General features: G+C 36.4%; 36 protein-coding genes and 1 pseudogene. 3 read left to right on the top strand and 34 right to left on the bottom strand.

The features are described 5' to 3' along the window. Nucleotides 1-52: 52 nt before the first annotated feature. The 32 genes and pseudogenes from HS129_04905 to HS129_04750 all read right to left on the bottom strand — a co-directional run bounded on the left by HS129_04905 (nucleotide 53) and on the right by HS129_04750 (nucleotide 20,342). Complete coding sequence (locus HS129_04905) at nucleotides 53-1,573, bottom strand: hypothetical protein (GenBank protein ID MBE7411394.1); 1,521 nt, start codon at nucleotides 1,571-1,573, stop codon at nucleotides 53-55. Nucleotides 1,574-1,786: 213 nt separating this feature from the next. Further along, the gene (locus HS129_04900; GenBank protein MBE7411393.1) at nucleotides 1,787-2,698 is read right to left on the bottom strand and encodes a hypothetical protein; all 912 of its coding nucleotides are present in this window, start codon (nucleotides 2,696-2,698) and stop codon (nucleotides 1,787-1,789) included. Between the two features lie 61 nt (nucleotides 2,699-2,759). Further along, entirely contained in the window at nucleotides 2,760-3,350 is a 591-nt protein-coding gene (locus HS129_04895) for a hypothetical protein (GenBank protein ID MBE7411392.1), read from the bottom strand. Nucleotides 3,351-3,364: 14 nt separating this feature from the next. Then, complete coding sequence (locus tag HS129_04890) at nucleotides 3,365-5,122, bottom strand: phage portal protein (GenBank protein ID MBE7411391.1); 1,758 nt, start codon at nucleotides 5,120-5,122, stop codon at nucleotides 3,365-3,367. Nucleotides 5,123-5,273: 151 nt separating this feature from the next. Then, nucleotides 5,274-7,019 carry a hypothetical protein gene (locus tag HS129_04885; GenBank protein MBE7411390.1) on the bottom strand — a complete coding sequence of 582 codons (1,746 nt, stop codon included), beginning with the start codon at nucleotides 7,017-7,019 and terminating at the stop codon, nucleotides 5,274-5,276. Further along, nucleotides 7,016-7,863: pseudogene (locus HS129_04880) on the bottom strand (class I SAM-dependent methyltransferase). The gene HS129_04885 and the pseudogene HS129_04880 overlap by 4 nt, the downstream one beginning before the upstream one ends. Next, a complete protein-coding gene (locus HS129_04875; protein MBE7411389.1) occupies nucleotides 7,864-8,445 on the bottom strand; it encodes a helix-turn-helix domain-containing protein in 582 nt (193 codons plus the stop codon). It lies immediately after the preceding pseudogene. A gap of 62 nt (nucleotides 8,446-8,507) precedes the next feature. Further along, nucleotides 8,508-9,365 (bottom strand): hypothetical protein, encoded by an 858-nt coding sequence (locus HS129_04870; protein MBE7411388.1) that lies wholly within the window; start codon nucleotides 9,363-9,365, stop codon nucleotides 8,508-8,510. A gap of 111 nt (nucleotides 9,366-9,476) precedes the next feature. Next, entirely contained in the window at nucleotides 9,477-9,800 is a 324-nt protein-coding gene (locus HS129_04865; protein MBE7411387.1) for a hypothetical protein, read from the bottom strand. Continuing rightward, on the bottom strand, nucleotides 9,797-10,009 hold the full coding sequence (locus HS129_04860; GenBank protein ID MBE7411386.1) for a MarR family transcriptional regulator: 213 nt from the start codon (nucleotides 10,007-10,009) through the stop codon (nucleotides 9,797-9,799). Before HS129_04860 ends, HS129_04865 begins: the two co-directional genes overlap by 4 nt. Beyond that, a complete protein-coding gene (locus HS129_04855) occupies nucleotides 10,009-10,776 on the bottom strand; it encodes a site-specific DNA-methyltransferase (protein MBE7411385.1) in 768 nt (255 codons plus the stop codon). Before HS129_04855 ends, HS129_04860 begins: the two co-directional genes overlap by 1 nt. Before the next feature lie 652 nt (nucleotides 10,777-11,428). Further along, nucleotides 11,429-11,767, bottom strand: a complete 339-nt coding sequence (locus HS129_04850; protein MBE7411384.1) for a RusA family crossover junction endodeoxyribonuclease — start codon at nucleotides 11,765-11,767, stop codon at nucleotides 11,429-11,431. Further along, nucleotides 11,764-12,015 (bottom strand): hypothetical protein, encoded by a 252-nt coding sequence (locus tag HS129_04845; GenBank protein ID MBE7411383.1) that lies wholly within the window; start codon nucleotides 12,013-12,015, stop codon nucleotides 11,764-11,766. The genes HS129_04850 and HS129_04845 overlap by 4 nt, the downstream gene beginning before the upstream one ends. A gap of 8 nt (nucleotides 12,016-12,023) precedes the next feature. Continuing rightward, nucleotides 12,024-12,296, bottom strand: a complete 273-nt coding sequence (locus tag HS129_04840; GenBank protein MBE7411382.1) for a hypothetical protein — start codon at nucleotides 12,294-12,296, stop codon at nucleotides 12,024-12,026. Between the two features lie 46 nt (nucleotides 12,297-12,342). Beyond that, nucleotides 12,343-12,702, bottom strand: a complete 360-nt coding sequence (locus tag HS129_04835) for a hypothetical protein (protein MBE7411381.1) — start codon at nucleotides 12,700-12,702, stop codon at nucleotides 12,343-12,345. Between the two features lie 68 nt (nucleotides 12,703-12,770). Further along, nucleotides 12,771-13,130 (bottom strand): hypothetical protein, encoded by a 360-nt coding sequence (locus HS129_04830; GenBank protein MBE7411380.1) that lies wholly within the window; start codon nucleotides 13,128-13,130, stop codon nucleotides 12,771-12,773. 28 nt (nucleotides 13,131-13,158) lie between these two features. Then, nucleotides 13,159-13,449 (bottom strand): hypothetical protein, encoded by a 291-nt coding sequence (locus HS129_04825; GenBank protein ID MBE7411379.1) that lies wholly within the window; start codon nucleotides 13,447-13,449, stop codon nucleotides 13,159-13,161. Further along, a complete protein-coding gene (locus HS129_04820; GenBank protein MBE7411378.1) occupies nucleotides 13,442-14,029 on the bottom strand; it encodes a hypothetical protein in 588 nt (195 codons plus the stop codon). The genes HS129_04825 and HS129_04820 overlap by 8 nt, the downstream gene beginning before the upstream one ends. Nucleotides 14,030-14,146: 117 nt before the next feature. Beyond that, nucleotides 14,147-14,311: a hypothetical protein gene (locus tag HS129_04815; protein MBE7411377.1), complete on the bottom strand. Its 165-nt coding sequence runs from the start codon at nucleotides 14,309-14,311 to the stop codon at nucleotides 14,147-14,149. A 171-nt stretch (nucleotides 14,312-14,482) separates the two neighbouring features. Further along, entirely contained in the window at nucleotides 14,483-14,656 is a 174-nt protein-coding gene (locus HS129_04810; GenBank protein ID MBE7411376.1) for a hypothetical protein, read from the bottom strand. Between the two features lie 110 nt (nucleotides 14,657-14,766). Then, a complete protein-coding gene (locus HS129_04805) occupies nucleotides 14,767-15,507 on the bottom strand; it encodes a hypothetical protein (protein MBE7411375.1) in 741 nt (246 codons plus the stop codon). A gap of 12 nt (nucleotides 15,508-15,519) precedes the next feature. Next, nucleotides 15,520-16,101: a hypothetical protein gene (locus tag HS129_04800; protein MBE7411374.1), complete on the bottom strand. Its 582-nt coding sequence runs from the start codon at nucleotides 16,099-16,101 to the stop codon at nucleotides 15,520-15,522. Between the two features lies 1 nt (nucleotide 16,102). Continuing rightward, nucleotides 16,103-16,945 (bottom strand): phage recombination protein Bet, encoded by an 843-nt coding sequence (gene bet, locus HS129_04795; GenBank protein ID MBE7411373.1) that lies wholly within the window; start codon nucleotides 16,943-16,945, stop codon nucleotides 16,103-16,105. Beyond that, nucleotides 16,942-17,310 (bottom strand): hypothetical protein, encoded by a 369-nt coding sequence (locus tag HS129_04790; GenBank protein MBE7411372.1) that lies wholly within the window; start codon nucleotides 17,308-17,310, stop codon nucleotides 16,942-16,944. Before HS129_04790 ends, bet begins: the two co-directional genes overlap by 4 nt. A gap of 177 nt (nucleotides 17,311-17,487) precedes the next feature. Then, nucleotides 17,488-17,742, bottom strand: a complete 255-nt coding sequence (locus tag HS129_04785; protein MBE7411371.1) for a helix-turn-helix transcriptional regulator — start codon at nucleotides 17,740-17,742, stop codon at nucleotides 17,488-17,490. Between the two features lie 52 nt (nucleotides 17,743-17,794). Next, entirely contained in the window at nucleotides 17,795-18,034 is a 240-nt protein-coding gene (locus HS129_04780; GenBank protein ID MBE7411370.1) for a DUF2283 domain-containing protein, read from the bottom strand. Further along, complete coding sequence (locus tag HS129_04775) at nucleotides 18,031-18,282, bottom strand: hypothetical protein (protein ID MBE7411369.1); 252 nt, start codon at nucleotides 18,280-18,282, stop codon at nucleotides 18,031-18,033. The genes HS129_04780 and HS129_04775 overlap by 4 nt, the downstream gene beginning before the upstream one ends. Before the next feature lie 41 nt (nucleotides 18,283-18,323). After that, complete coding sequence (locus HS129_04770; protein ID MBE7411368.1) at nucleotides 18,324-18,572, bottom strand: hypothetical protein; 249 nt, start codon at nucleotides 18,570-18,572, stop codon at nucleotides 18,324-18,326. Nucleotides 18,573-18,667: 95 nt separating this feature from the next. Beyond that, nucleotides 18,668-18,841 carry a hypothetical protein gene (locus HS129_04765; protein MBE7411367.1) on the bottom strand — a complete coding sequence of 58 codons (174 nt, stop codon included), beginning with the start codon at nucleotides 18,839-18,841 and terminating at the stop codon, nucleotides 18,668-18,670. After that, complete coding sequence (locus HS129_04760) at nucleotides 18,838-19,059, bottom strand: hypothetical protein (protein ID MBE7411366.1); 222 nt, start codon at nucleotides 19,057-19,059, stop codon at nucleotides 18,838-18,840. Before HS129_04760 ends, HS129_04765 begins: the two co-directional genes overlap by 4 nt. A gap of 178 nt (nucleotides 19,060-19,237) precedes the next feature. Continuing rightward, a complete protein-coding gene (locus HS129_04755; protein MBE7411365.1) occupies nucleotides 19,238-19,393 on the bottom strand; it encodes a hypothetical protein in 156 nt (51 codons plus the stop codon). A gap of 247 nt (nucleotides 19,394-19,640) precedes the next feature. Further along, nucleotides 19,641-20,342, bottom strand: coding sequence for a hypothetical protein (locus HS129_04750; GenBank protein MBE7411364.1), 702 nt, complete (start codon nucleotides 20,340-20,342; stop codon nucleotides 19,641-19,643). 720 nt (nucleotides 20,343-21,062) lie between these two features. Here HS129_04750 and HS129_04745 point away from each other — a divergent pair. After that, nucleotides 21,063-21,413 (top strand): helix-turn-helix transcriptional regulator, encoded by a 351-nt coding sequence (locus HS129_04745; GenBank protein MBE7411363.1) that lies wholly within the window; start codon nucleotides 21,063-21,065, stop codon nucleotides 21,411-21,413. A 328-nt stretch (nucleotides 21,414-21,741) separates the two neighbouring features. Here HS129_04745 and HS129_04740 read toward each other — a convergent pair whose 3' ends face one another. Continuing rightward, nucleotides 21,742-22,962: an IS256 family transposase gene (locus tag HS129_04740; protein MBE7411362.1), complete on the bottom strand. Its 1,221-nt coding sequence runs from the start codon at nucleotides 22,960-22,962 to the stop codon at nucleotides 21,742-21,744. Between the two features lie 37 nt (nucleotides 22,963-22,999). After that, nucleotides 23,000-23,431, bottom strand: a complete 432-nt coding sequence (locus tag HS129_04735; protein ID MBE7411361.1) for a hypothetical protein — start codon at nucleotides 23,429-23,431, stop codon at nucleotides 23,000-23,002. Nucleotides 23,432-23,606: 175 nt separating this feature from the next. Here HS129_04735 and HS129_04730 point away from each other — a divergent pair, with 175 nt between their 5' ends. Both HS129_04730 and HS129_04725 read left to right on the top strand, forming a co-directional pair. After that, a complete protein-coding gene (locus tag HS129_04730; GenBank protein MBE7411360.1) occupies nucleotides 23,607-24,461 on the top strand; it encodes a DUF2797 domain-containing protein in 855 nt (284 codons plus the stop codon). Beyond that, the gene (locus tag HS129_04725; GenBank protein ID MBE7411359.1) at nucleotides 24,406-25,152 is read left to right on the top strand and encodes a 4Fe-4S cluster-binding domain-containing protein; all 747 of its coding nucleotides are present in this window, start codon (nucleotides 24,406-24,408) and stop codon (nucleotides 25,150-25,152) included. The genes HS129_04730 and HS129_04725 overlap by 56 nt, the downstream gene beginning before the upstream one ends. Nucleotide 25,153: the final 1 nt, after the last annotated feature.

The raw sequence follows: 25,153 nt of genomic DNA, 5'->3' as shown, positions 1-25,153 counted from the left end.
ATATTCCTAAATGTTCTGAAATGAAATATTCTTAAAATGTCAAACAAATAATTCATGTCAATCGAATTACCCAACCGCCTGCCGATGTTTGGTAGGTTGAACGGTAACATCTGTAATTTTCAATGACACTGAACTCATTAAGAATAGGGATCTGAATAAACCCATTAAAATCAGAAAAAAGTTCAAAATTGTTTAACAGATCAAAAATTCCCGTTATCGGGCTGAATGAACTTGGGACACAAATCCATAGGTAATTTAGACCAGGGCTTACTCCAAAAAAATAATCACCGGATGTAGTTTCACGATTATCAGAATTTTGTAAACCTACTATTTCAATGTCTGTGATAGTAGCTCCTGCATACCCCCAATAAATTTTTTTAGTATTTACGGCAGGTTGAATAACAATTTTTGATTTTTCAAAATCAGACGAATTCAAAACACTTTCAAACAATGTCCCAATATCAATAGTAGTTTGTGATAGCCTTAAAACCCATTTTCTTGGCTGGTTCTTTTTTGATAATGCAGAAATTGTTGTTTCCGGTATTACTACAAATTTAGGGTTATAGCCATAAACGACCGTTAGATTATCTGGGATGTCGTCTGATTCGATTTTAATGAATCTGTAATTTAGAATTGAATATTCCGTATCGTCGAAACTTCGCTCCAATGAATTTACAGAATAAATTTCTCTTAGAGGCGTATATTTCACAGGGAAAAGCCCGTCTTTGTTCCTTCTTACAATCTCTGTTTCGTTTGCAATTGAAAGTGTCGAAATTAAAATATCGCCTTTTGATAGGTTAATATTTGAGCCTACTACTGCGTCTAAATCGCCTGCCTGAATATCAAAATTCTTGTCGGCAAGCCTTTTATCTCTTGAGTTAATTGAACGATACCCAACCTTAATTGGAGAATAAGTTAAAACTGAAACATTAAACCTTCTCCCTTTCTCTGAAATCGTAGGGAGTATGACATTTTTGTAATCTGTATAGCAATCTTTCAATTCGATAAACATACCGTTTGACTCTTTTCGCCAAACAGACAAAACTTTTACAATAATGTCAGGATAAATGCCTAAGTCTAAATATTTCCCATCAGACTGTAATTGAATTTCTCTGAAGTCAAGCAGTTGCATTGCTTTCACTTCATAATCACAGTCAACCTGCATGTAATCCTCGAATTCAGGATTTGGTCGTATTTCTATTGTATTTCCGCTAAATTTAAGAACTTCCAACGGGATGTTCCCTCCGAAATCCTCATTCCTGAAAACTACAAGCGACCTGATTTTTGATATAGGACCGAAGCGGGTATATAGAAGACCGCCATCCATGTCTTGGTTTTGTAACGTTTCGAGTGGCAACCGTCGTGTTTTATCTATCCTGTAAATTGTCTGCCTTTCGCCTGCCAATGACATCCGATCTTCTCTGGTGACATCTGGATTTGGCAAAGCTCGAAGCCATATAAACGACTCACCCTGTCTTTCAATTAAATCATCCGGGGGATTAGGATTGAATACCGACGGACCCGGCGATACCTCAAATGGGTTAGACCCGCCTGTTAGGTATCGTTTAGCCATCTAAATTTGCTCCCAAACAAAACAGATTATCTTCTCTACAATAATTCATACACTCAAGGTAGTTATTTGAATAAAATAAAACCAATCTATCTACTAAACGAATGACTTGAAATTCAATGCACTGTTCACTCAATTCATATTTTCCAATTTTAAAAATAATTCTGTTATATGTAATACATCGTATATTAACTATTGTTTTATCATTTGGAATCATTATATGCCTCTCGCTCCGCGACGAAAAATCATGTATTCAATCCCTGACTCTTTCGCGGCTAATATAGCCCCAGCATTAAACGCCATCGCCGATTCTGTAAACGCAAATCGCTTGAAGTTCCTGTTAAGCCTCATTGTCAGCAAATCTGATTCTCGCCCGTTTAATACCTGTAAATACTCATCCTCTGTCATTTTTCCGGATTCTACAAGCGAATAAAGGTCTGGAAATGCCATTTCTGACTGCAATTCTTCGATTGATTTACCTGTCTTAACCGCATCCGTAACCATCGCCCCCCACAGGGCTTTTAAATATTGGTAGGGTTTTCCGCCTCTTTTCGGCTGTCCGTTTTCGTAAATTATATTTCCGTTTTCATCTCTCTCATAAACTGCTATCCATTCAGCAGAATGATTTTTTGAATAATTTTCTGCAAAATGTTGAATCCGGTCACTGTCTAATTTATATTCAATTGCCTCTTTGTCGTCAAGACCGACACCAAGTTTATATTTAAAAGCCCTGTCAAAATCTTCAATACCCATAGAGTCAACTGTTTCTACCGGGAGTTTTAGTTTTCCGGAAAGATAGCCGGACAAATATCCCAGAAATGTTCCGGTTTCCCCAATCTCATTAAAGACTGGGTTCCAGTCTTGCTCGACGTATTTAAAAAGCCAATCGTCAAATTCATCAGATATTGGAATAATTTCATCTGTGTGGATTTCTCCACCTCCAGAATTTCCTATTTTAAGCTCAACCTTTGGTCTATTTTCAGGTCTTGGATTTTTCCTGAAAATATTTTGAATAAACTCTGGGAGATGTTTTTTCCCCCAACTAAAAATCCCTTTTCGCATATACAGATTAGAAGCACGGATACTGATTTTATCTGGTCCAAGCGCTTGATATTCTATCCATTTCAGCCTATCTGCAATCAATAGCTGGAATTGTCGTCCAGCCCTTGATTTTAAAAATGGGCTTTCTTTATTTCCCCAGGGATTTAAGATAGTCATCCGTTGCCTGTGCCATTTGGGAGAGTTTTGTTTCCACAGCCGTTCCAATAGTCTTATAGATTGACTCAATCATACCACAATACTCATTGAATTTAGCTTGATGAACCAATTTAGCAACTTCATCTGAAAGTTCAGAAACAATCGTTGCCCCGTCTTCAATCCCTGAAGATGCCCTATCGAGAATAGCGCTCATTGCCCCTGACACCCGGACATTCAACGGTCTGTATTGAGCGTCCATAATCCCTGTAATCAAAGAGAAAAGTTCCTGTTTCTCGATATTTTTGAGCGCATCAATTGAACTTTGCACAAAGTCTCGTCCGTCATTTGTCCTTACAGATTTATTCTCGTTTGATGGAGCTTCTTCTTCTTTTGATTCTTTTTTAGTCTTCTTTTTTCCTGTTTCTTCTTGAAGAGCATTCAGAATATCGTTTGTTTCCTCGTCAGAAAAATCTTTATCACGACAATAGGCCTCTACATCTCTTAAATTTTCAATTTCACCTGATTCGAGTTTTTCTTTGATCGCTGATAGTTCTTGCCCTATTCCTATTTTTTCAGTTTCCATAAATTTTTCTCCTTTTAGTTATTTTTATGTTCTGCAATTGCTCTTGATGCTACTGATTGTTCCGGGTCTGGATGAACGGATTCAGTCTCGTTCTCACCCCCAATAAAATCCTCGTCTCCCCATGGGAGTTCTTGCTCTTCTGATTCATTCTGTGGAGTCGGTGGAATATCCTGCCCTGGCATACCATTTTGCGGATCACTGGTAAAAATTTTGGCTATTTCCTGTGACGCATATTGATTCCCAATAAGTAGTCCGATTTTAGAATATTTTTTAGCTTCTTCTTCATTGATAATTCCGTCCTTGAGCGCCTTTTCAGCCTGATCTTTCATTGTCGGCATATCGTTTTCTTTTAAAATAGAATCTAAATTTCTATACGTCCTGAAATGCTTTTCATGTAGGTCTGCTTTTTTGGACTCATCATTTGTTTTGACCCCAATAAAACTTAGTTTTTCAAGAGTCTCCATATCAGGGTCGTATATTTCATTCAGGCAGTCCTCGTGGAAGCTCATCATAGAACCGTGCATTCTATCACGCGAAAAATGCTGGCGACCGTCCATCGAAGCCTCTGAAAGTGCATTTGACTGAGTTAGTTTAAGACCTATTTGAGCCGGGTCCATACCGTGTCGGGCTATAATCAAAGAAGCTGTCATTTGGAGAAGTTTGTCAAACGCGAAATCATCCTCAATATCGAGATTATGAACCTGCATATCACCGACTCCAAACATCATTGGAAGCCTAAAATTAGGTCTTGCCCCGTAAAATTGATTCTCCCATTGCAATTCCAATCTTTCCTGGTCTGTTTTGGTAATTTGATTCTTTGTTGTTATAATTGCTCGTGGCGGATTTCTATGATTAAATCTGTCTGCATTCCACTTAATGGAGTTTACCATTGCCATAATTTCAGTAATACATGACTCAATCGGAGAATATCCGAAACCCCTCATGCGGACATCCGATAGGTTATTCTTGTGGCGATAGATGATTCGCCCGGCTTCAAATACCTCTGTTACCTGATTTTGAATCATCTGAACGTGAGTAATTTTCAAATCGCCGCGGAACCCTTTCCGTGGATCAACTCTATAAATAGAACCCGGATCAAGATACCGTATGTCGCACAGTTTTCCAGACCTATTATAAGTTCTTAGATAGGCAACCGCGTCGATTGCCAACGAGTCCCTTGTTGCCATTTCAAGAACTTCGCCCATACGATCTCGCTCTCTCCAATCGCTTACGGTTTTATCGCCCATTATCAGAAATATTCCGGCAAGTTCTTCAAAATACTTGATCTGTTCTGGTGTTGGTCTCTGGTCTTTAAGTTTTAGTTTTATTCCAAATCCAGGGTCTTCCTGGTATTTCGCATACATCGAGCAATCATCTGAAACAATCTGGTGGATTGCTCCTATCAATGATGACGAGTATGAAATGCCCCTCAAATCGTCGGTTGTAATCCTGAAAATCGGTCGTAACTGAACCCCCATGTTATACATAATGAGAGATTCATCATTATAGAGAGGATGTTTTCTGTCCTTGGCAGAATTCAAAATCTCAAACATTCGATTGTTTATATCAATTGCTTGTGAGACTGCTTGCCGTGCTGGATCATAAAAAGCTGATTTCCTGAAGACTTCGACCGGCATTTTAGCCGGGTCATCTGCATTGACTGGAGTTGCCTTCCCAGAGACTATTTTTTCTCTATATTCCTTAGGAATTCTATTTAAACGGTTTTTCTCATAATTATTACCGCGTGGTCTCCCAGCTTTCCCATTTGCCATGAGAAAAGGACTGAATTAATACCTGAGAATTTAATGCAAGCCATTTATAAAACTATTTGCAAAAGATTTGCAAATGTATACTTAAACTGTAACATTCTTCTCTTATTATTTCCAATAAATTATTCATATAAAATCCTATATATGTAGTTTGCTAAAAACCTCTCCTTTTTAATTTTGCACGATTGAGTTGATCTAGTGATTTACTCACAATGTTGATCTCTTCGCTTTGTCCACTATCTGGATTCAATCCAGCCGAATAAACAATTTCTTTTTGTTCTGTGGCGAGAAACTGAATAGTAGAACCAACATTATCCTTGATTGCCCTAACTGACATTTCCAGTGCGTCTGGTCCGTCTTTCTTCAAGAATGGGAAAGCTTCAAGCTGGCTTTTTAGAATATGAGAATCAGATCTGATTTTAAGCTGGCCTGACGCAATCATCGATTGTAACTGAGATTCTATACGCTTAATCTTGTCCCCAGAATTGGCAATTCCTATTATCGGGACAAGAATTCTATCATTCGGCTTTAATCCGTCAGTATTGTTTTTGTTCAGGCAAAGTTCATTCCATTCTTCAACTTTTTCTTTGAAATTATCAATAAAATAGTCCTGCCCGCCATTTGATTCTATTACACATACTGTCCATGGGAAAACTCGCAAAGCTGAAATAAGGTCCCGCATAATCTGATCTTGTCTTCGTCTCTGAATATCTGAATACAATTCGAGGAATTGACCTTTGGGATTAAGGCCAACCCCCTCAAAAGCAGAGAAGTCAGAACGCTCGGTTTTACCTTGCGAAAGATCGACCGCCAGTGCAAGAATCCAACCGTCAAAAGAAACTGGTCTTTCAAAATCCCATGTCTGGATGAGACCTTTAAATTTCTGTCCGACCTCAGGCAATGGTTCGTTCTGCCGTTCCTGCGCGAACGTAACAGGGTCGTCATCCCTTTCAATCAAAAGAGAAGCAAGAGGTGCACCGGCCTCCCAGGTTGAATATTCCTTTCCTGTTGAAGGATCAAATTCAATCGCTTTGTGCTTCTTTTTAATCCATGACTTGTATCTTTCTGAGTTAAAAACATACTCCCCAACGCAATTCGGAGCAATTGTAGTATATGAAAGAATTACATCAATGCCCCAAACATTACCTAATTTGAGTGCTGCACGCTCCAACCAACGGTATTTACGAGTCATTGTAGACTCTGAGGCAACGTCTTTTTCCTCGTCTGGGTCATCCAAAAGAAGTGCGTCTGGCCGTATATGTTTATACCTTTTCCCGCGGATTGCATTCCCCCAGCCTTTTGCAATGCAACGAAATCCACCATTGAAAACAAGATCATAGTCAGACCATGAAACATTTTGACCCTTAATATCCTTCTTGGGCAACAGTTCAGGATAATCGTTTTTGAGATTCTGATTATCTTCGATTTCTTCTTGGATTTTCTGTAGAAATTCCTTTGCCTGTGAAAGCGTAGAAGAGATCAATATTGGGAATTTCCACGTACCGGTAAGCATAAGCCAGATTGCTCCACAGAGTGTTAAAATCGTCGATTTACCGAACCCGCGAGACATCGCTACTGATGCCCTGATAGGATTTCTGTTTTTCGTCCCATCTTTGTTTTTCTTGGCTCTATATGACTGGATCAAATGGATCAATTCCATTTGTTGTGTACCGAATTCTGTCGAGAAATAGTTTGGAAAATAGTGCTTACAAAAAAACAAAAATGAACCACGCTTACCAACTGCCCGTCTTCTACAGATATTCTTTTCCCTGTTTTCTACTTTGCTTTGCTTCTCATTTAATCTGTTTATGACATTTTGGGTAGCAATCTGTAAAAGTGCCGGATCGACGGACTCAAAAGGAGTCCCTTTTAAAATATTCTTTAAATTGACTCGACTCATTTAGTTTTTCCTTCCATTCCTTCTACCAGCAAGTTTTTCCAAATGCCTCTAAGCATTTGAACTTCTGATTCAGAAAATTTAAGTTGTTTAATTAAAAGTTCATTGTCAACGATGTCAAGCACTTCTTCGATTTTACGTTGGCGAATGAGTGAATCAATTTTTTTGAAATCAATTTTGTTAGTACCTAGAAGCTGAAAAGGTATTTCTTCAATCTTTGATGGCTCAAATGTCAATACACCGCCTCCATAACTTCTTCCCAATATTTCTGAGAAAGCAAAAGTTAGAGAGTTGAGATAGGAAAGTGCAATGTTTTCAGGTTTAACTTTTGTTTTAAAACGAACTCTGTGAATCGTATCTGTTGTAGATGCGTTAGTCTTGTTCAAGATAAGTTTTGGGTAATCTCCAACCTGCCTTAAAACAAAAGCATCAGGAGACCACATGGAAGGCGTGATATACCAATTTTTACGAATTCTACATTTGTATCCAGTATTAAAGCCCATTTCCTCACCGTAAGCAATGTATTCACGACAAACTTTAGGAAGTAAAGAATATTCCTTGTTTTCGGGTAAAAAAAGATGAGCTGGACAGTTGTCATCTGAATTAATTTCAAAATCTTCTTCAGAAAAAACAATGCCTTTAAAGTGATTTGACTTACTAACAACTTTCGTTGTATGTCCTTTTAGTTTCAATTTTGAAACAAGTTCTTTGCTCAGCATAAAGAATTCATTTCGTCCAGTTACAATTCCAACATCAACTTCCATTATGTCAGAACATGGTTTTATTCTTGCATCGTTTTTTATTTTTCTGAGAAGTTGGATTTCGGTTTCATCGTAAAGAACTGTGTTCAATTCATCATTTGTGATTCCAAAACCTTCTCTTCGATAAGAGATTCTAAGCCGGCAAGGATTTTTTCTCGGGATTTTTCTTCTTTTGCTTTCGTATCATCTGACATTATGTAACTTGAATTCTTTAGATAGCTGGTAATCTGTGCCACTTCTTTTGCATCAAACACCCCTTTACGTCGTTTCATGTATTGTATCCAATCCATTAAAAGATCATACATATCGAATGCAATGGAATCAGAATTTAATCGCATGATTTCCATTCGTCTTCTTGCTTCGGACAAATACGCTTCTTGAAATTTGATAGCAACAGCCTCTTTGAGGTATAACCAATTCTGAATCGTCGAAACAGGTATTTTGAGTGCGCTCCCAGTCTGGGCCAGCGTGAATCCATCCAACAGCATACATATTGTTTTATACTGTTCAGGCGTAATGGATTTGAACGGGACTTCTATCAGCTCATTCGGATCATAAAGGTGTGCGAATTTAGATACGAATCCCTTTGCGTTCTTTTTAACTGCCTTTTTGTTTACAGTACCTGTCCGTTTTCGTCCGTTTTTAACCTGCTTTCTTTTAACTGCCATATACCTAAAGCCAGTAACTATGGCAGTATTATGTCAAGCTATTTATGATATTACGATGATACTCATTTAAGTAACTCTTCAATCCCAGCTATTTTTTTCAAGCCTTGAAATTCCGGTCGTTTTGATTTGAGGTAATTTCTGAGATAGGCTTTGTATCCACCTTTCCCGAATTCTCTCGAATACTCCGCTATCTCTTGCTCTATCTTGTGAACATCCTTTTTTAAATCGGCCTCAAGTTTGGTTATTTCTTTCCGTACTTTCTCAACTCTTTGAGTTTTAGTTTTATGTAGCTGAAGGATGGATAGAAGTAACCTGTTCAGATTGTCGATTTTCTCTTCCGGTGGTTCTTTGTAAGTCATTTCATCTGCGTGCAGTCTTCGAAGATGCGTAACCGTTTTATTGATTACTGAATTTGTCCAGAAAGGCAACAAGCGTTCCAATTCAGCAATTACACCAGTTCCCTTAGCAACCCCCTTTTCAGCAGATAAAAGGCGCTTTAGTGGTAACAAAGTTTTCAGAATCTCAATACGGTCGGCAAAAGAATAACCTCGTCCTTGGTCGTTGTCCCCGAATATTGCCTCCCTGAGAGCTTCCTGTGTATCCTCTACCATCTGAAGACAAGGGATTTTGTAGTTAAATGGTAATTTCCCCCGTTTTATGTTTTTCAGGACAGCCTCGAATCTACGTCGGCCTCTGAGAATCTGGTATTTTCCATTTACTTTTTCTTTTGTGATTAAAAGCGGACTGGATTCCCATATACCGGATTTAGCGATAGACTCTTCAAATTTTATTTGTTCTTCTCTAAGCTTTTCGCGGCGTTTTGAATCCAGCTCATCTTCATTCTCTATTCTTTTCCGATTCCACGGGTGAGGCTCAAGGTCTTCCGGTTTGATTTTAAGTAAAGTTTCATTTATTTTCATAGCCTCATTTTAATGAATGGAAAAATTGTGAAGTATTTTATTGATTTTTTTATTTGGGACATAAAGAGATGATTATAGTACATTGTACTAAAAAACTATCTGCTTTTGGAATTAACCGCGCAAATCCTTGAATACTTTCTTAGTTAAAGCAGGATTGCGTTCAGTTATAATATGTGCTTGTAAGCAAGATAATACTACCTCATTGAAATCAGACAATTCTTCAACCGTTCTGTAATGACGACACTTTTTACGATGGCTGAATGTAAGCCCCATGAGCTGTGTGCAGTTGGCAAACATTACTCGATCAGTACGGCAAACCTCGCAATAGAATATTCCTTTTTTGCTGAATGTATTCTTCAAGATTGCGTTTGCGATAATGTTCATTTCGGTTCTGGAAGGCTTGAGATTTTGTTTCAGTTTTGCACCGTTTTTCATCTATATTTCTCGCTGAATCGGATCGCATTTTTCCGAAAACCGTTTGAAAATTCAAGAATACCTTTTCTTTGTAGCTTTTGAATTCTTTTATGCGCCGATTTCCTGTTAATATTAAAATGTCTGGCTATCTCAGGGCAATTACAGTTTGGATTGATTCGGACAAAAGCAATAATATCTTCATCCTTTATCGATATAGACGGTCTCGGCATTATTGTACCGCCTCTCTTTTATTATCCAAAAACAATGAAAATTTTTCTACTATTCTTTTTTCTGCGATTCTACTATACTCATAAATTATTTCACTTCCAATATAGTTCCTGTTTAGCTTTTTCGCTACGATTGCAGTGGTACCAACTCCAATGAATGGGTCATAAATCAAATTGCCTTCTTCTGAAAATCCCTTGATAAGTTCGCCAGCCAATCTTTCAGGAAATACAGCACTATGTTCATCAACAACTTTTTTTCCCTTGCCTATTCTTAAAATGTTATTCATCTCGCCTCTGCTAAATCTTGCGTTCTGAATTGCTCTACCTGCTTTATTATCATCTTCAATGATTAAAATTATTTCATAACAGTTATTCAAAACCTTTTCGTGCATTGCAGGTTGTCCACTTCCTTTATCCCATATTATAATGTCTTTTATATCCCGATTGAAGTCGCCAATAATTTTGAAAAATGCTTCTTTGCTCCCAGTTACTATTTGAAAGTTATAACAAACAATCTTTGCAACCCTAATCAATTCACGCAAAACTTTGCTATGAAATGAATAGAAGTCATCAATAGGCAGGTCATCGCCAAAGTATTTGTATTTCTTACTGAAATGTTCTCCTTTTTCGCGTGTGGAATATTTCCCGTTCCTTATTCGTGTTCGCATATTGTAAGGCGGTGAAGTAATTACTAAGTCCACAAACTTATCAGGCATCCTACCCAAAGTAAGAAGGCAATCTTCATTATATATTTTATTTAATTCAATCAACTTAAAAAATACTCCAATGGTTCGAATTATTGGCTGGTATATAACCCAGCTTTTTTAGCTTGTTCTTTGATTTCTTCTGTTAAAGCAGTCCCGCAAGCCCTCAATTTCTTACATTCTGAAAATGGACAAAAGGTTCTATCTCGATAACACATCATTACCTTATCCCTCCCATTTTTTTCCAATGTGCTGGTATCGATCTGCAGTTCCAGCGATACGGGATTCTAATTTTATGATTCCCTATAATCTTGGATTGGTAACACTTGCAATCTTTATCGACTGTCTCCCGCCCTGTTTTCGGGTCTTGAATTATGATTGAAAAACATTCAAAATTCTTTCTATCAAGATATTCTAGGTCGTAAATTCCACTCTCAACATTATTTTTTTGAATAGTCAACGAAGATAGTTTATCACTAAATATTTGGTTCTGTCTTATATCCTCTAATTGCATAACTACAAACGAAAAAAAGATAAACTGAAAGAGTGCTATGATGTAAGCAGGGTTCATGTTTTTTCCTCTCGCTTTAAATTATTCCATAATAAAAATGCAACATTCGTAAGTATGTGTGAAAGATGACTTAAGCCTGTTTTTCAATATAGAATAATTTCAGGCTTTTCCAGTCTGGAATTATTAGTTCTAATTCATCAAGATTTTTCATAATTTACTCATCTCCACGACTTCAATATTGATTATTTTGTGAATTCCCATAGCGATCTGTAGGAATCGAATTTGCTTGTCATTCTTATACGCAATTCCTTGCAATGAATCTAATACGATTTTAACCCATGAGTCGATATCAAAACCTTTCCAACCGCAAGTTAAATATACAGCACACTCTTCCGTGATCGGTTTACCGCGATACTGGTTTCTGAAAACCATACTCATTGCAGTTTTTGTATTCCTATATTCGTTTGATGTTATAAGTTTTCTGTGTTGCCCAGGAACTGTTCTTCTATTTACGCTCACGGGTTTTATTATTGTTGAAAAAATCATATTGATCTGTTTCCATCAATTTTTTCGTATACTTGATTGAAATTCTCAAGGCTCATGTATCCAACCAATTGACCATTTCCAATAACCCTAATCGCTCGCTCTGAACTCTGAATAACATCAGAATAAAAAAATATTTTTCCAGTTGGCTTATGTCTGCATTGGTTCATTTGAATTCCACCTATTCCTTTTGCAAAATATTCCTGTGATAATTTTTTAGAAACTTTTGTGTCATTAACTTTAATTCTCATATTCGCAATCAATCTACATCAATATATAAACTCAGTCCAGTGAATAATTTTTTATTATCAATAAAAACGCTAAATGAAAATTCTCCATGTTTTATTTTTATTGTCTGCGTTCCAGTGCAAAATTTTTCTAAAAACTGTTTATAGTTTTTTGTTCTTACACCGGTAGCAAAATGGATTTTATTCCCAACATGCCATCGATTGTGAACATCTTCACGAATAGTATGAATTTTTGTACCATCAAGTATTGGCCGTATAAATTGTTGTTTGAATCCAAGTATCATAAGTCTTTATAGTATTTTAAAACGATATATGCTCGTGTATTTCCTTTTAGCCGATAATAACCCACGAAGTTTTTTTATCTTCATTCAATCGATCATTGAGCCATGATTTAATTCTACTCATCGCCTCAATACGCCAAGCTCCACCATCTCCATCAAACAGACCAAATCTTATTCCATTAGATCCTTTCTGAATTCTGAAAATAAACTCAGATGAAACTTGTTCAATTTCCGCAAATGACCTTCTCGGAGTAAGCTTGATAGGATTCTTAATTGAGTCTTTCTGTTTTCGCACCAGTCCTGTCTTAATTACGACATCCTGAGAAACACCGTCGTCTGAAACAGTTGTCTCATTTACATCAGATATTGAATTTATTAAAGACAGTAACGATATGCAGGATTGATCCATTACGAACTGAGATTGTAGTGCAACTATGAAATCTTCGTATTCGTAATAGCCACCAAATTTGAAGAAGATTATCCATTTTTAACCTCTTTTATTTTTTTTTCTTCAGGAAACATGTCCTGCTCGGAAAAATTATTTTCAAGAGCAATAACTTTCTTTCCCTTCAAGACCGGGTAAATGACTCCTCCAATCCCTTTATTTGAAGCAATTTTCGATTTGCATTCGACCAGGGTCTGAACATACTGAACTCTTCCATCTTTGCAAACTGGCTTGAGTTTAACCTTTAAATGCAATTCTCTCACGGAGTCCCGTGACACATTCTCATCGAGTATATTGTCCATAACCCGATCCCATTCAAGCGCAAAAAGTTCAATAGCAGCACCATTATGCAAGTCTGCTAAATTAACCTCTTTATAGTTTTCATTTTCCATTTTCTTCTCCTTTTTTATACTACTAATGCTAATTTTTTCTCAACAAGATTTCTAATTCTGGACTTTTATAATTGTCTTTGAATTTATCGTAAGAAATTACCGGACAATCTTTCATGCGTGCAAGTATAAGTTTTACAAACTGAACTGTATGAGATTTTAATTCTGATTTATCTCGTATAACTCTAGCACAGTGCATCATTATCCATTTTTCAGGATAAACCAGAAAATTAATAGGTTGGCAATCGCAAGGTTTCATACACAAAAATTTTCCTTCTTTGCAATGGTATGGCTTTGTATATATAATTGATGGATCAGCCATTGACTAAAGACTCCTCTTGGCAGTAACGTAATTCGAAATTACGCCAACACATTTCTATTTCCTCCTCCTTAGAAATAGGAGAAGCTTTACTATGTTCTTTTATATGTTCTTTTAATGTTCTTTTGGTTTGCACTCCTACAGGAAAACCATGTTTTGCCTCCATAGAAGGAAAACTACTGTTTGCCTTGACCCCAAAAATAGGAAAACTACTCTTTGCCTCCCTGGGAGGAAAACTATCTTTTGGCTTTGTTTCGGTCTTGAATAGAAGATTCTCAGGGCATTCGATAACGCGGTATTCGTTTGCACGACCGAAACCTCCCTTACGGATAAGAATTATCCAACCCTCATCCCTTAGAGCTTTGATGACCTTTGAAATATAACCCGTAGAATAGCGATACAAACGCACAGGAACGCCGTTTACGAGCTTGTAGTATGCTAACCTCTCCCTGATTGCCGAAAGACTCGGAAAACAGCTTTCCTGGTCTCCCTGGAAAGAGCTAATCACTGTATATATCCTGAGTTGCGCGTCTGACAAAAATGCGTTCGCTTGTAAATATGTTTTCCCGTAAATTTTATTCATTGTATTTCCTTTTTAATTTTATTTCTATTTCCGTAACATTTTTCATGCAGCTCTATCCTTCTGTTGAATTGAATACAAAATCAAATCATGCAAATAAATTCCTGCTCTTTGAAGATTTTAAAAATTTCCATCTGCCTGAAAAATTTTACAACCATGATGGATAATAATAATTTTTGCACCGATAAATAATTGAATCTCATTTTTTTGGTACCACGGAGAATCCTTATTAACCGTGAATCCGTATTTTAGAACGATCTCAATTTCCTTTTCTTCAAAAGTCATTTTGTCCCCCTTTTAGGTAATATGTCGCATTGAAATATAAAAAAATTTATTCTCTTAATTCAAAAAATTTTTTAACAAATTTGATTGTTTCGAAGTCAGCTATAAGTTTATAATATTTTTCCATAAACCCGCCTTTTAAAAAAACCGAATATTTCTATCTGGAAATACATCTTACTTTTCTAAAGAACTTGAATACTCATAAGGTACCCCAAGTTTTTTGTTTATCGCATCAATTTTCTTTTCAAGAGCTTTTATACTTTTATAGCTCTTGTTATTAATTGAAGTGATTTCCTTTTTCAACTTTTCTTTTTGCTTCTGAAACTCTTTTTCATTTTTCACCGACATACTTTTCTCCTTAAAAAATCCTCTCCTGCCTCATTCACTTTTAACAGTTGAATTCGGGTCAGCGGTCACAATCAATACGTGATTGCCCTGAGAGACAGCAAGAGTATTGCTTATTTTGCGTTCTTTCTGAAAGTCCCTTGAATTTCTTCTGATATTGCCAGACCCGGAAAAGATTTTATTCCCATTGCCTCTACCCACTTTTTTATAGTAGAAATTTCGTAAGAAATAAAGTTCATCGAAGCCCTTTTCTCTAAAATTTCTTTTAGGAAAATTTCTTCATTGCTAACAGTTACGATAATCTTTTTTTTCTGACTGACTGATCCGGTAGCTCCCCGTGTGATTTTATCTATCTCTGATTCTGCGATCTGAACAGGGACAGACAATGTATCAAGCTGCTCTTTGAGTTCTTCTGCTTTTTCTTCTTTCCCGTTCAATTCTGCCTTCTCGATTTTCTCTTCGAGTTTTTTCCTTTCTGCTTCTTCTCTGATCCTTCGCTCTTCATCCAGACGCTTCTGTTCTGCAATCCGTTTGTTTTCGACCTCAGTAAGATATACCGAAATTTTCTTCTTAACAATTGACTCTGCTTCTTTGATTGGCTCAAGCATTTCATTTTCTTTTGCTACAATCCCTTTCCATGCTTTATGTGCATTGGATTTCATTCCAGACCAAAATCCGACAACCTTTTCAGTCTGTCTCTTGCATTCTAAAACGAATTCAGAGGCTTCTTTTAATGTGTCCTCTGAATTGACTACAATTGACTCGACTGTCTGTGTAGTGAGTTCTATTTCTTGTGATAACTCTACTTCCTGGTCCACTACAATCCCTGCTTCTTCTTTCGTTACTGCGCTCATTTTATTCTCCTTTTATACTGATTTTAAATATTTTACCAATTGTCTCTCTGAGTGCCAACTATGCACAAGGCTGATAAACATAGGTTCTGCCTGTGCATCATATACAAAGTGAGTTCTAAAATCACAATCTTCTTTATTGATTACGAGAATCAGATGATTTTTTGTTTTTTTGATAACTTTGTTTTTTGCAGCCAAATATCCGTAAGCGGAACATTGCAAAGCATGAATTTTCCTGCTATGAAACGTTCTCTTAATGTCCACAATCGCATCCTCAAAGACTAAATCCGGTGTTCCTGCAAATTTAGGGTTATCCGATCCTATCTGCGTTTCATGCAATACTAATTTGCCAAACATCCTCTTAGCCTCATCCAGAAATTTCAAATATGGCTCAATTATAGTTTCATCTTGAACAGTTTTTGTTGTATTCCAAACGTTAATACAATCATGGATATATATTCCTTCTTGGCGTGCGAATTCTATATCCTCTTCGGACACAAAATCTGATTTTTTGAACGGGAGCAGTTGTGTCACCGATGGCACTACCTTCCCATCAATTTTGTATTCGTGTTCTTGTGCATTGTATTCAAGATTCACGTCAATCCCCCTTCCTGGTAACTACCCAAACATAAGAGTTAGTTTCCGGATTGTGAATTTTTTTCGGGTAACAATTTGGAGGTAGCGAGGCTTTTTTTTGCTCGATAGATATCTTCCAGTATTCTTTTGGAATTTCCTCACCCTCAGATAAATTCAAATGCGAGAATTTGTTGGTCTCTACTTTTTCTTCAACCATCTCCTCTTCAATAAATTCATTTTGTCCAGCTACTTGTCCATGTTCTTCCGTTTTTTCGCTCTCCAAAAGTTTTATCTGATGCGCGGCTTGCACTTCTCTTTCCATCGTTCCGGGTAACTCAGAATTGTCGTATGGGATCCCACCTAATTCGTCCGAAAAGCATAATCTAAACCCTTGAGCGGTCGCAACTTTTTTCAACATGGTTATTGGTTTTTCTGACCATATTTTATTAGGGCGAAGCTTTTTCGAATCCTTGTCAATCACAGTCTGAACATACTCGGAATATTCGACTTCATGCACGAATGGAAATTTTCTGTCTTTCCGGTGTATCGTAATAATCGCCTTCAGATCATTTCCCTGGACTGATCCTGTAGTTGTGACATTCCAACCATCGAGTTGTCCTGTACGTTCGGCACGCTTGATGTAAACCTCATACCCTATTATTATTGAGGTTTTTTTCCATTCTCCCTGTCCGTACGAAGTGCAATAGATTTCTCGTTTGAACGGATTTAGATTAAAATCCATTGCAATTTGCAGAAAATTTTCTCGTTCTTCTTTGGTTAGGTTACTTGCGACTCCTGCAATTTTTAGATAGTTTTCTAATTTAGTAGGAGTTACAATTTCTTCTTTTACTGTTAATTCATTCATGCGACTCTCTCCAAGTTTTTCTTATTTTTTAAAAGCAATTTCAGACTCTCATTCTCTTTAATGAGATTTGAGACTTTCTCCTGCAACATTTCAACTGCACTGATCAGCTCTGCTTGAGAACGGGTTAATACTTCCAGTGCTTCATCTCTATCCGTAAGAATATCATCTCTTACGTAAATCTGATCCAGATGGCATAGGTTTTTCCACCATAAGTCTTTGATTTTTTTCCGACTGCCATAATACCATGCCCGCAAGAAATCTGTTTTTTCAGACTTTCCGAATAGCTTTTTCAATTCTTTGTCCTGGCTCATAGCGATTTCCCCGATTGCCTGTTCTATAACTCGTTCCTGAAAGTTTTGCGACATAATTCCCTCCTTGTCACCTACATCGGTAATCTACCTCAGTAGTAATTTTTTACTTGACTTTTACAGAGAGCTGAAGATCTTCGGAGGGTGTTGAGTCTTCCGAAAGGATTTCAGCACCGGATGTTCGCGCATCCGGTTTTCTCTTATTTACTAATGTAGAACATTGTTAAACATTAATCAACCTTTTTTCACATTTTTTTCCCATTCGATAATTTTTTTTACAATTGATGTCAAAGTTTCCGGAGTCGTGTTTCTGTACTGATTTATTAAATGCGTTATATATCCACGCGACTTACCAATTCTTCTTGCAGTTTCTGCACCTCCGTTTTTTTCCACATATTCTTTAATATAATTGTAGAGAGTATCACGACCAGCTTCACCTTTTTTCGCACAGTCCTCAATCCCTTTAATGATCTTATTTAATTCGTCCATTTCCTTCCCTAAACTGCTATCTTAACTTTTTCAATTACAATCATATACTCCATTATACTAAAACCAGTTTGTTCATTACCATGTGCTCAAATGGAACGCTTTCCATTTCTAAATCCTTCAAATCCATCTTTTCGGATGCCGATTCAATAGTAAGGGCAAGAATTTTTCCAGACTCTGACTTTTCAGCAAAGACATCTGAACCGTCAAATATTTCTACAGTCTCAGCTCTCTTCGATATATCCGATAGTTCCAAATATAATGTGTCGGTTTCCTTATAATATTTTATTTTCATTTTCCCTCCGCAAGTTTCCTTGTCATATTTCTGTCAAAAAAAGCATTATGAATCTCCCCTTTACTTTCTATAATAACTCTCATAAGCTTCTTTTCTTCCTTTATCATTCCCCAAATGGCTCTCCTGTTCTTATCCTGATATTCTTCTTTTACACAATTGAGTAATGCTTCCTGTATATTCTCAACTGTAGCTTCTGGATGGTTTCTCCTTACCTGCTCCAGAAAATATCTTGTAAACTTCAATTCCATAACACAATGTCACCATTACGGTGAAACCTGTAAAGCGATTTTTATTTTTTTTCATCCTTTTTTAAAATTTTTTCTACTATTTGCACGAGATGTTTTTCGCTAACTTTTTTTTTCCCAGCTAAATACCCCGACAAGCTTGTTCTACTTATACCTAATAACTCTGCACTCTTTGTCTGCCCGTTTCTTGCCACAAACTCACCAATGAAATCTATCATAGCCTGTTTCCTTGCAGGCGAATTCTCCTCGCAGGTTTTTGATTCTTTCAGGACTTTTTGAATATCGTTTTTCATACTTTTATCTTTTGTTTTAATCCACTTTTCTGCAAAGATTTATTTTCGCTTTTGTTCTTTAATTTCATTTTTTTCACGCTCTCATCGCTTCCAACTCACGGACAAATTCTACCCGTGGGTTTATATATTAGGGTATTAATCCGTTTACCCCCCTTCCATTCATACCCTAAATACTCACATACGTCTTTTGCTACAAACCATACTTCACCGTTTTCCTCGAAAGTCCTAATCTTCGAGTTTTCATATTGAAATATTTTTAATTCTTTCATTTCATCTCACTCTTCTTGGAATCCAAATCCTTATCCATTTGATTTAAAGTTTTCACTTCGTTGAGTTTTGTTTCTTGCATCGCTGTATATTCAAAATAAATGATAACTATACAAAAACTGATCAAGACTATCAGATACAAAATCACGTTGAATCGAATTCTTCGTTCTTCTGACTTGAGATAAATTTCCATATTCTCTTCGAGGATTGTTTTACTCATTTTGCATCCCTCCATATCATATAATCCACGCAAAAAACTTTCTTCTCATGGCTGAACAGGACTTTCCCGATAGGATTCAATACGTGATATTTCCCGTCGAAAAATTTAATCCGGTTCTGCAACTTACGCTCAATCAATCGAGGTAGCGATTTTTCTTTTGGCAGAGCATACGCCATGATTATATACCAATCTCTCCACTTACAATTCCAAGAATCAAATCATCGCTAAAACTTTTGATTTTCTCTTCATTTGCTTTTTTGAACTTTTGCAAGACTATCTTTTCAAAACGCAACCTTGTTTTTTCCGGTAGTTTTTCTGGAGTCTTTTTCTTCATAATCCCAACCTCGCAAGTGGTGATTTATTGCAAATATTGCTTACTGAATTGATTACTGGTTGTAGCCTCTGGAATATTTTCACAAGACAAGGATTGCAGAAATTTTTCTGATAAGTCTGAACTACCAGTTTCCCGCAATTCTGGCATGTCTCCAATCGCACGGGTTCAGCAGTATAAATACCAGTTTGTTCTTCCAAATGCTCCCTGAATGTCTGTCCTAAGTCCATGCGATTTCCATTTTTTATTTTTATGCTCTTAACTTTTCAAGCTCTCTTACAAAGTTTTCATTTTTATAATAAATTCTTTTCATGTCTGGTACTGTTTTTTCTATACAATTCATTACGCCAGAAAAATCATTAGGGCTATCATCAAGAATGTTCAACATTGTAAGATTTTCTTCGATAAGCATTCCGATTTGTTCCCGTTCGGTTAAAAGTTCCCGGCCTGTCTTTGCTTTTGGATTCCTTGATTCTTTTAATTGTGTTGGGGTTAATCCGGTTACAATCTGTGTTTGACGACGGGTAACATCCCGATATTGTTCTGGATTATTTAGCCCAGATCGGTGAAATAAGGAAATGTTCTTTTTCCGGGATTCTTTCAGTTTTGTATTTTCTTTCGCTGTTGAAAATTCTTTTAAACGATAGAATTCTTTTTCTACTTTTAAGAAATATTGCCTGACTTCCCTGCCTTTTTCAGTTTCCGCAAGCATACAGAATTCTTTAAAACAATCTTTTGTTAGATAGATAGTTTCTTTCTTTTTCCCATATTTTTTAGAGCTATCCTCTTTGATGTGGATAGTGAAATCATTGGTCGAAATGAAGCTTTTTATTAATGTCCTCTTAGCACTATCCTTTCTGGAATATCCTGCCCATTTCCAGGCTTTGTCAAAATCTACCGGGTATTTATCTTCCGATTGAATGATAGATTTGAATTGTAATTCAAGGTTCATGCTGATTCACCTCCATAAATTAAATATGATCCATCACTCATAAGTGCAGATTTTACTTTCAAAAATTCATATGGTAGTCCAGCTTCTTTCATTTTCCCATCACTTATCTCCTCGGAGATTTCTCATGGGCTTGGACGAAATAATTAAGTCCCTGTTTGTGTTAACACCATAAAGACAATTTGTCATATTTTTTTGCCTTTTAAAAGAAACTCTTCATCCATCTGTTTTTGTAAAATGTCCCTAACAACAGTTGAAATAGGAGCATAGCCGGAATTATTCGCTTTCTCTTCTCGGTTGAAATTTTAATCTGTAACTGACAATCGAAGTCATGCTTTCTTTTTTTAATTTCTGATCTCATTTCCCTACCATCCTGTCCAGTACCGATTCTGGCTTCTTAGTTGGAAGCTCTGAGCAATCTATACCGATTGATTCAAGAGCCTTAATACTCTCCCGATGGTTCCGCCTGCCTGCGATAGTATCGATGAATGGAGTATAGCTAATACCTTTAGCTTTGCAGAACTCTGTATAATCAGAGAATCCGGCATCGAAAATTGCTCGCTTTACTTCCTTTTTATTCAGAGACATAACGCTCCTGACGGAAGTTTTTTGCTTCCTATTGAAAAAGCGTGCAATAAAATTGAATTCCATGATGTTGTATTTAAACCTCTATTTTTACAATAACACAGAACCGATAATTTGTCAACACAAAAATGTGTCATTATGAAAGAAAGACTAAAAAATTTAATAAATCTTTTAGGAATAACACAAAAAGAATTTTCTGAACGTATTGGATTTTCTTCAAATATTCTAACAGAAATTTTAAGTGGAAGAACAAAGACAGTCTCTAAGAAAGTCATTAAATCCATCTTAGCAACCTTTCCTGTTCGTGAAGAATGGCTTCTTACAGGAGAAGGAGATCCTCTGAAAAGTGAATCCGAAAAAGAAAAACTACTGGATGAATCTTTTTTGCTCTTACCAGAATATGCAGAAATCCGGAATATAGTTGCAAGAATTCCTAAACAAGAAATACCAAAAGTTGTAGAACTTCTGAAAATATTCCTAACAAAGTAATCCCTGAATATTAACTGGACTTTATTCCAGTTATACCTTCCTTGTCCGTTTCCTGAAGTAACACCACCTCTTCCTTTCCAAACTGCACTAATTTTATAAAGGAGGAAGGAAAAGATGGATAAAAAAACGAGCCAGAGAGTAGCCCGCATTGCCAGCGCGCAACTTAGAAGCCCAAAAAGTCGTATCGTTTTCACTTGGCGGGCTTCAATGTCCGCTCTTTTTTTATACAGTAAATCGAAATGGAAAAAGTACAAGTAATTTTTATTTATAAAGGAGTTCATTTTTCATTTCGAGGGTGTAGGAAATTTTGTGTAAAATCCTTTTCCGTTTAAATTTCCATTCTCCCTTCAAAATTTATTGCAAACTGATTAATCGCAGCACCCCAATCCCGGATAGGCATGGTCCATTTTTTTGATGCATTCTGCAGAGCCAGATACAACAGTTTTTTTGCCGCATCATCATTGGGAAATGAAGCCCGGTTTTTGATCACTTTTCGAAGCGTCATATTCAAAGACTCGATTGCATTGGTTGTGTAAATTACTTTTCTGATTTCTGCCGGATAGGCAAGAAAAGGAATTATCTCATTCCATCTGTTTTCCCAGGATTTTGAAATCATCGGATATTTTGAATCCCATTTTTTAGAAAATTCCTGAAGTTTTAATTTTGCTTCCTCAACGTTCACTGCACGATAGATTTTTTTCAAGTCAGATGAAAGCTCTTTTCGATTTTTAAAGGAAACATACTTCAGAGAATTTCTGACCATATGAACGATACAAAGCTGAACTTCGGCATTTGGATAAATAGTTTTAATCGCTTCCGGAAAACCGGTAAGTCCATCAACACAGGCAATCAATATATCCTGCAACCCACGGTTTTTTAGTTCAGTCAGGATTTGGAGCCAGAACTTGGATCCTTCATTTTCTTCAATCCAGAAGCCCAAAACCTCTTTTAAACCGTTCATATTGACGCCGATAGCCATATGAACAGCCTTGTTTTTGACCTGACCATCGTCTCTAATTTTGACCCTCAATGCATCAAGATAAATAATCGGATAGATTGAATCAATAGGTCTGGTCTGCCATTTTACTACTTCTTCGATTACACCATCTGTTACTGTGGAGATCAGATCAGGAGAAACTTCAACCTGATAGATTTCCTGAAGATGAGCCTGGATGTCGCGTGTCGTCATTCCTCGCGCATACATAGAAATTATTTTATCATCAAATCCATTCCAATGGGTCTGGTTTTTCTTGATTATCTTCGGTTCAAATTCGGAATTCCGGTCTCTGGGAACGTCGATTTCCAGGTTTCCAAAATCGCCCTTGATAGTCTTTTTCGAAAAACCATTGCGGGAATTGCCGGCACCATTTTGCCGAGAATGTTTTTCATAACCCAATTCATGGGTCAGTTCCTGCCGCATAGCCTTCTCGACTATAGCTTTGGTTAATTCTTTCAGAAGACCATTTTCACCGATCAATTCTTCAGGATTTTTGTATTCCTTGATCAACTCTTCAAGGAGCTCGTCTTTTCTGGATTTTGTTTTTGCCATATTCTTTACCCTCTTTTATTTTCGGAGTAAAAGATATTTACACAAAATTAATTACACCTTCTTCATTTCCATCCTCTATTTCTTTTATATGCTCGGTGATTTTGATTTTGTGCATCCTCGATGTCTTAACTGATTTGCGAATGGATTTTTTTGCGTCTTCAAGGCATAAGGACATTTCTTTGATACCATCCATGCACTGCTTGAGCAGTTTTGCACCTATATCCATTTCGACCTGTTCCATGTGTGCCTGATAATCCGTGCCTTCGAATTTTCGTACATTGAATGATTTCATCAAACCCGAAAAATGGGATATGCTTGAATTTATTTGATTGCATTGTTCTACGATTCGTAAAAAATCACTTTCTATTTGAGCCGATAACTGGAATGTTATCCAATGCACTTCCGGGGTTACTTCTTCTTTTACTACTGGTATTCTATTATTGATATATTCGATCTTTTTTGATTCCATGCTTTATTATCGTAATATGAGAACCAGATTTCAATACATCCTTTACAGAATTTATGCAAGGAACATATTGGCTAAAAAAGTGACTACCCATTATGTATATTATGTCTCATTTACTTTTAGAGTGAAAATCTTTTAATAGCTTGAATTTTTATTCTATTCGATATTTTCATTAATTATGGTTTCTGGGTTTTTGAGGAAGATGGGTCACAAAAATACAAACCCTGTATCATACTATTTGAAATACGTCAACTATGAAGAAGTTGGAGAACAATCCAAAAACTCATTTTTTTCAAATTTGAAATTTGCTGAAAACGAGTTGCTTCTCAACCAGTTCATCGGAAAAAAAATTATTTTAAAATTTACAAATGAGATTCGTTGTATTGAATGCGGACGGCAAACTCCTAAAAGTTACAATCAAGGAAATTGCTATCTATGTTTTATGAGATTAGCCAAAAATGATCTGTGTATTGTAAAGCCAGAGACTTGCCATTTTCATCTTGGCACTTGTAGAGAGCCTGAATGGGGAAAAATCAATTGCTTCAAAAAGCATAAAGTCTATCTTGCAAATACGAGCGGTCTAAAAGTAGGAATCACGAAAGAAGAGCCTATAACAAACAGGTGGATTGATCAAGGGGCAATGTTTGGAATAGAATTTTTAGAAGTTGCGTCTCGCATGGATGCTGGAATTATTGAAAAAGAGATTTCTAAATTTATATCCGATAAAACTTCTTGGCAAAAAATGATTTCCACAAATAGTGAAAATTTAGACCTTTCTGAAAATAAACAGAAAATTTACTCTACAATAAATAAATTTCTGAAAAACATAGAGCACCGTATTTTGAATACTCCTGAAATAATCATCAACTACCCAATTCTAAAATACCCTACTAAAAAAATTTCATGGAAACCTCAAAAATTAAAACCTATCGAAGATACGTTAGTCGGAATCAAAGGACAATATCTTTTATTTGAAAATGGAGTTTTCAATATCCGATCCAATTCAGGAAACCAGTTCTATCTTGAAAGTTAGAGTTACTGAAATTTTTTATTCGATCTCGGGAGAAGGAATATCATCCGGTATCCCTACTGTGTTTGTTCGATTTTCTGGTTGCTCTTTAAGATGTGGAAAGACTCAAAATAAAAAACTCTGGTGTGATACAAAATATTCTCTTAGTCCAAAAAGCGGGAAACTTTTTACAATAGACGAGATAATTCAAGTAATCACCTCTCTCACGCATTGCCCAAAACAAATTATTTTTACGGGTGGGGAGCCTCTCGAAAATGATAAGAAAGAATTTTGTGTAGAACTTACAAAAAAGATTTCCAAAATGAGACATAATAAAAAACATGCAATCATCCGGTTAGAAACAAACGGAAAAGAAAGTATCCGAGGTTTGAGGGGCATGGTTTTTTCTATGGATTACAAATTGCCGGGATCGGGAATGGAAAAATTTATGAACTTGGACAATCTTTTGGTTATCAATGAAAGAAAAAATCCATTCGATGAATTAAAATTTATCGTTCGAGATAAAAGAGATTTTGCAAGAAGCGTTGAAGTGATACAAAAAAATTCAGTTACAACAAATATAATTTATTCACCTGTTTCAGGTGAATGTTCGCCACAAGACTTGGCTCATTGGGTCAAGTCCTCCTGCATTCCAAATTCAAGACTTTCTCTTCAATTACACAAAATTATTTGGGGAAGCCAAAAAGGGGTTTAGC

The sequence above is a fragment of the Leptospiraceae bacterium genome (assembly GCA_015075105.1).
GTDB lineage: Bacteria > Spirochaetota > Leptospiria > Leptospirales > Leptospiraceae > JABWCC01.
The sequence above is the reverse complement of the archived record's forward strand: the minus strand, read 5'-3'. Positions and strand labels throughout refer to the sequence as shown.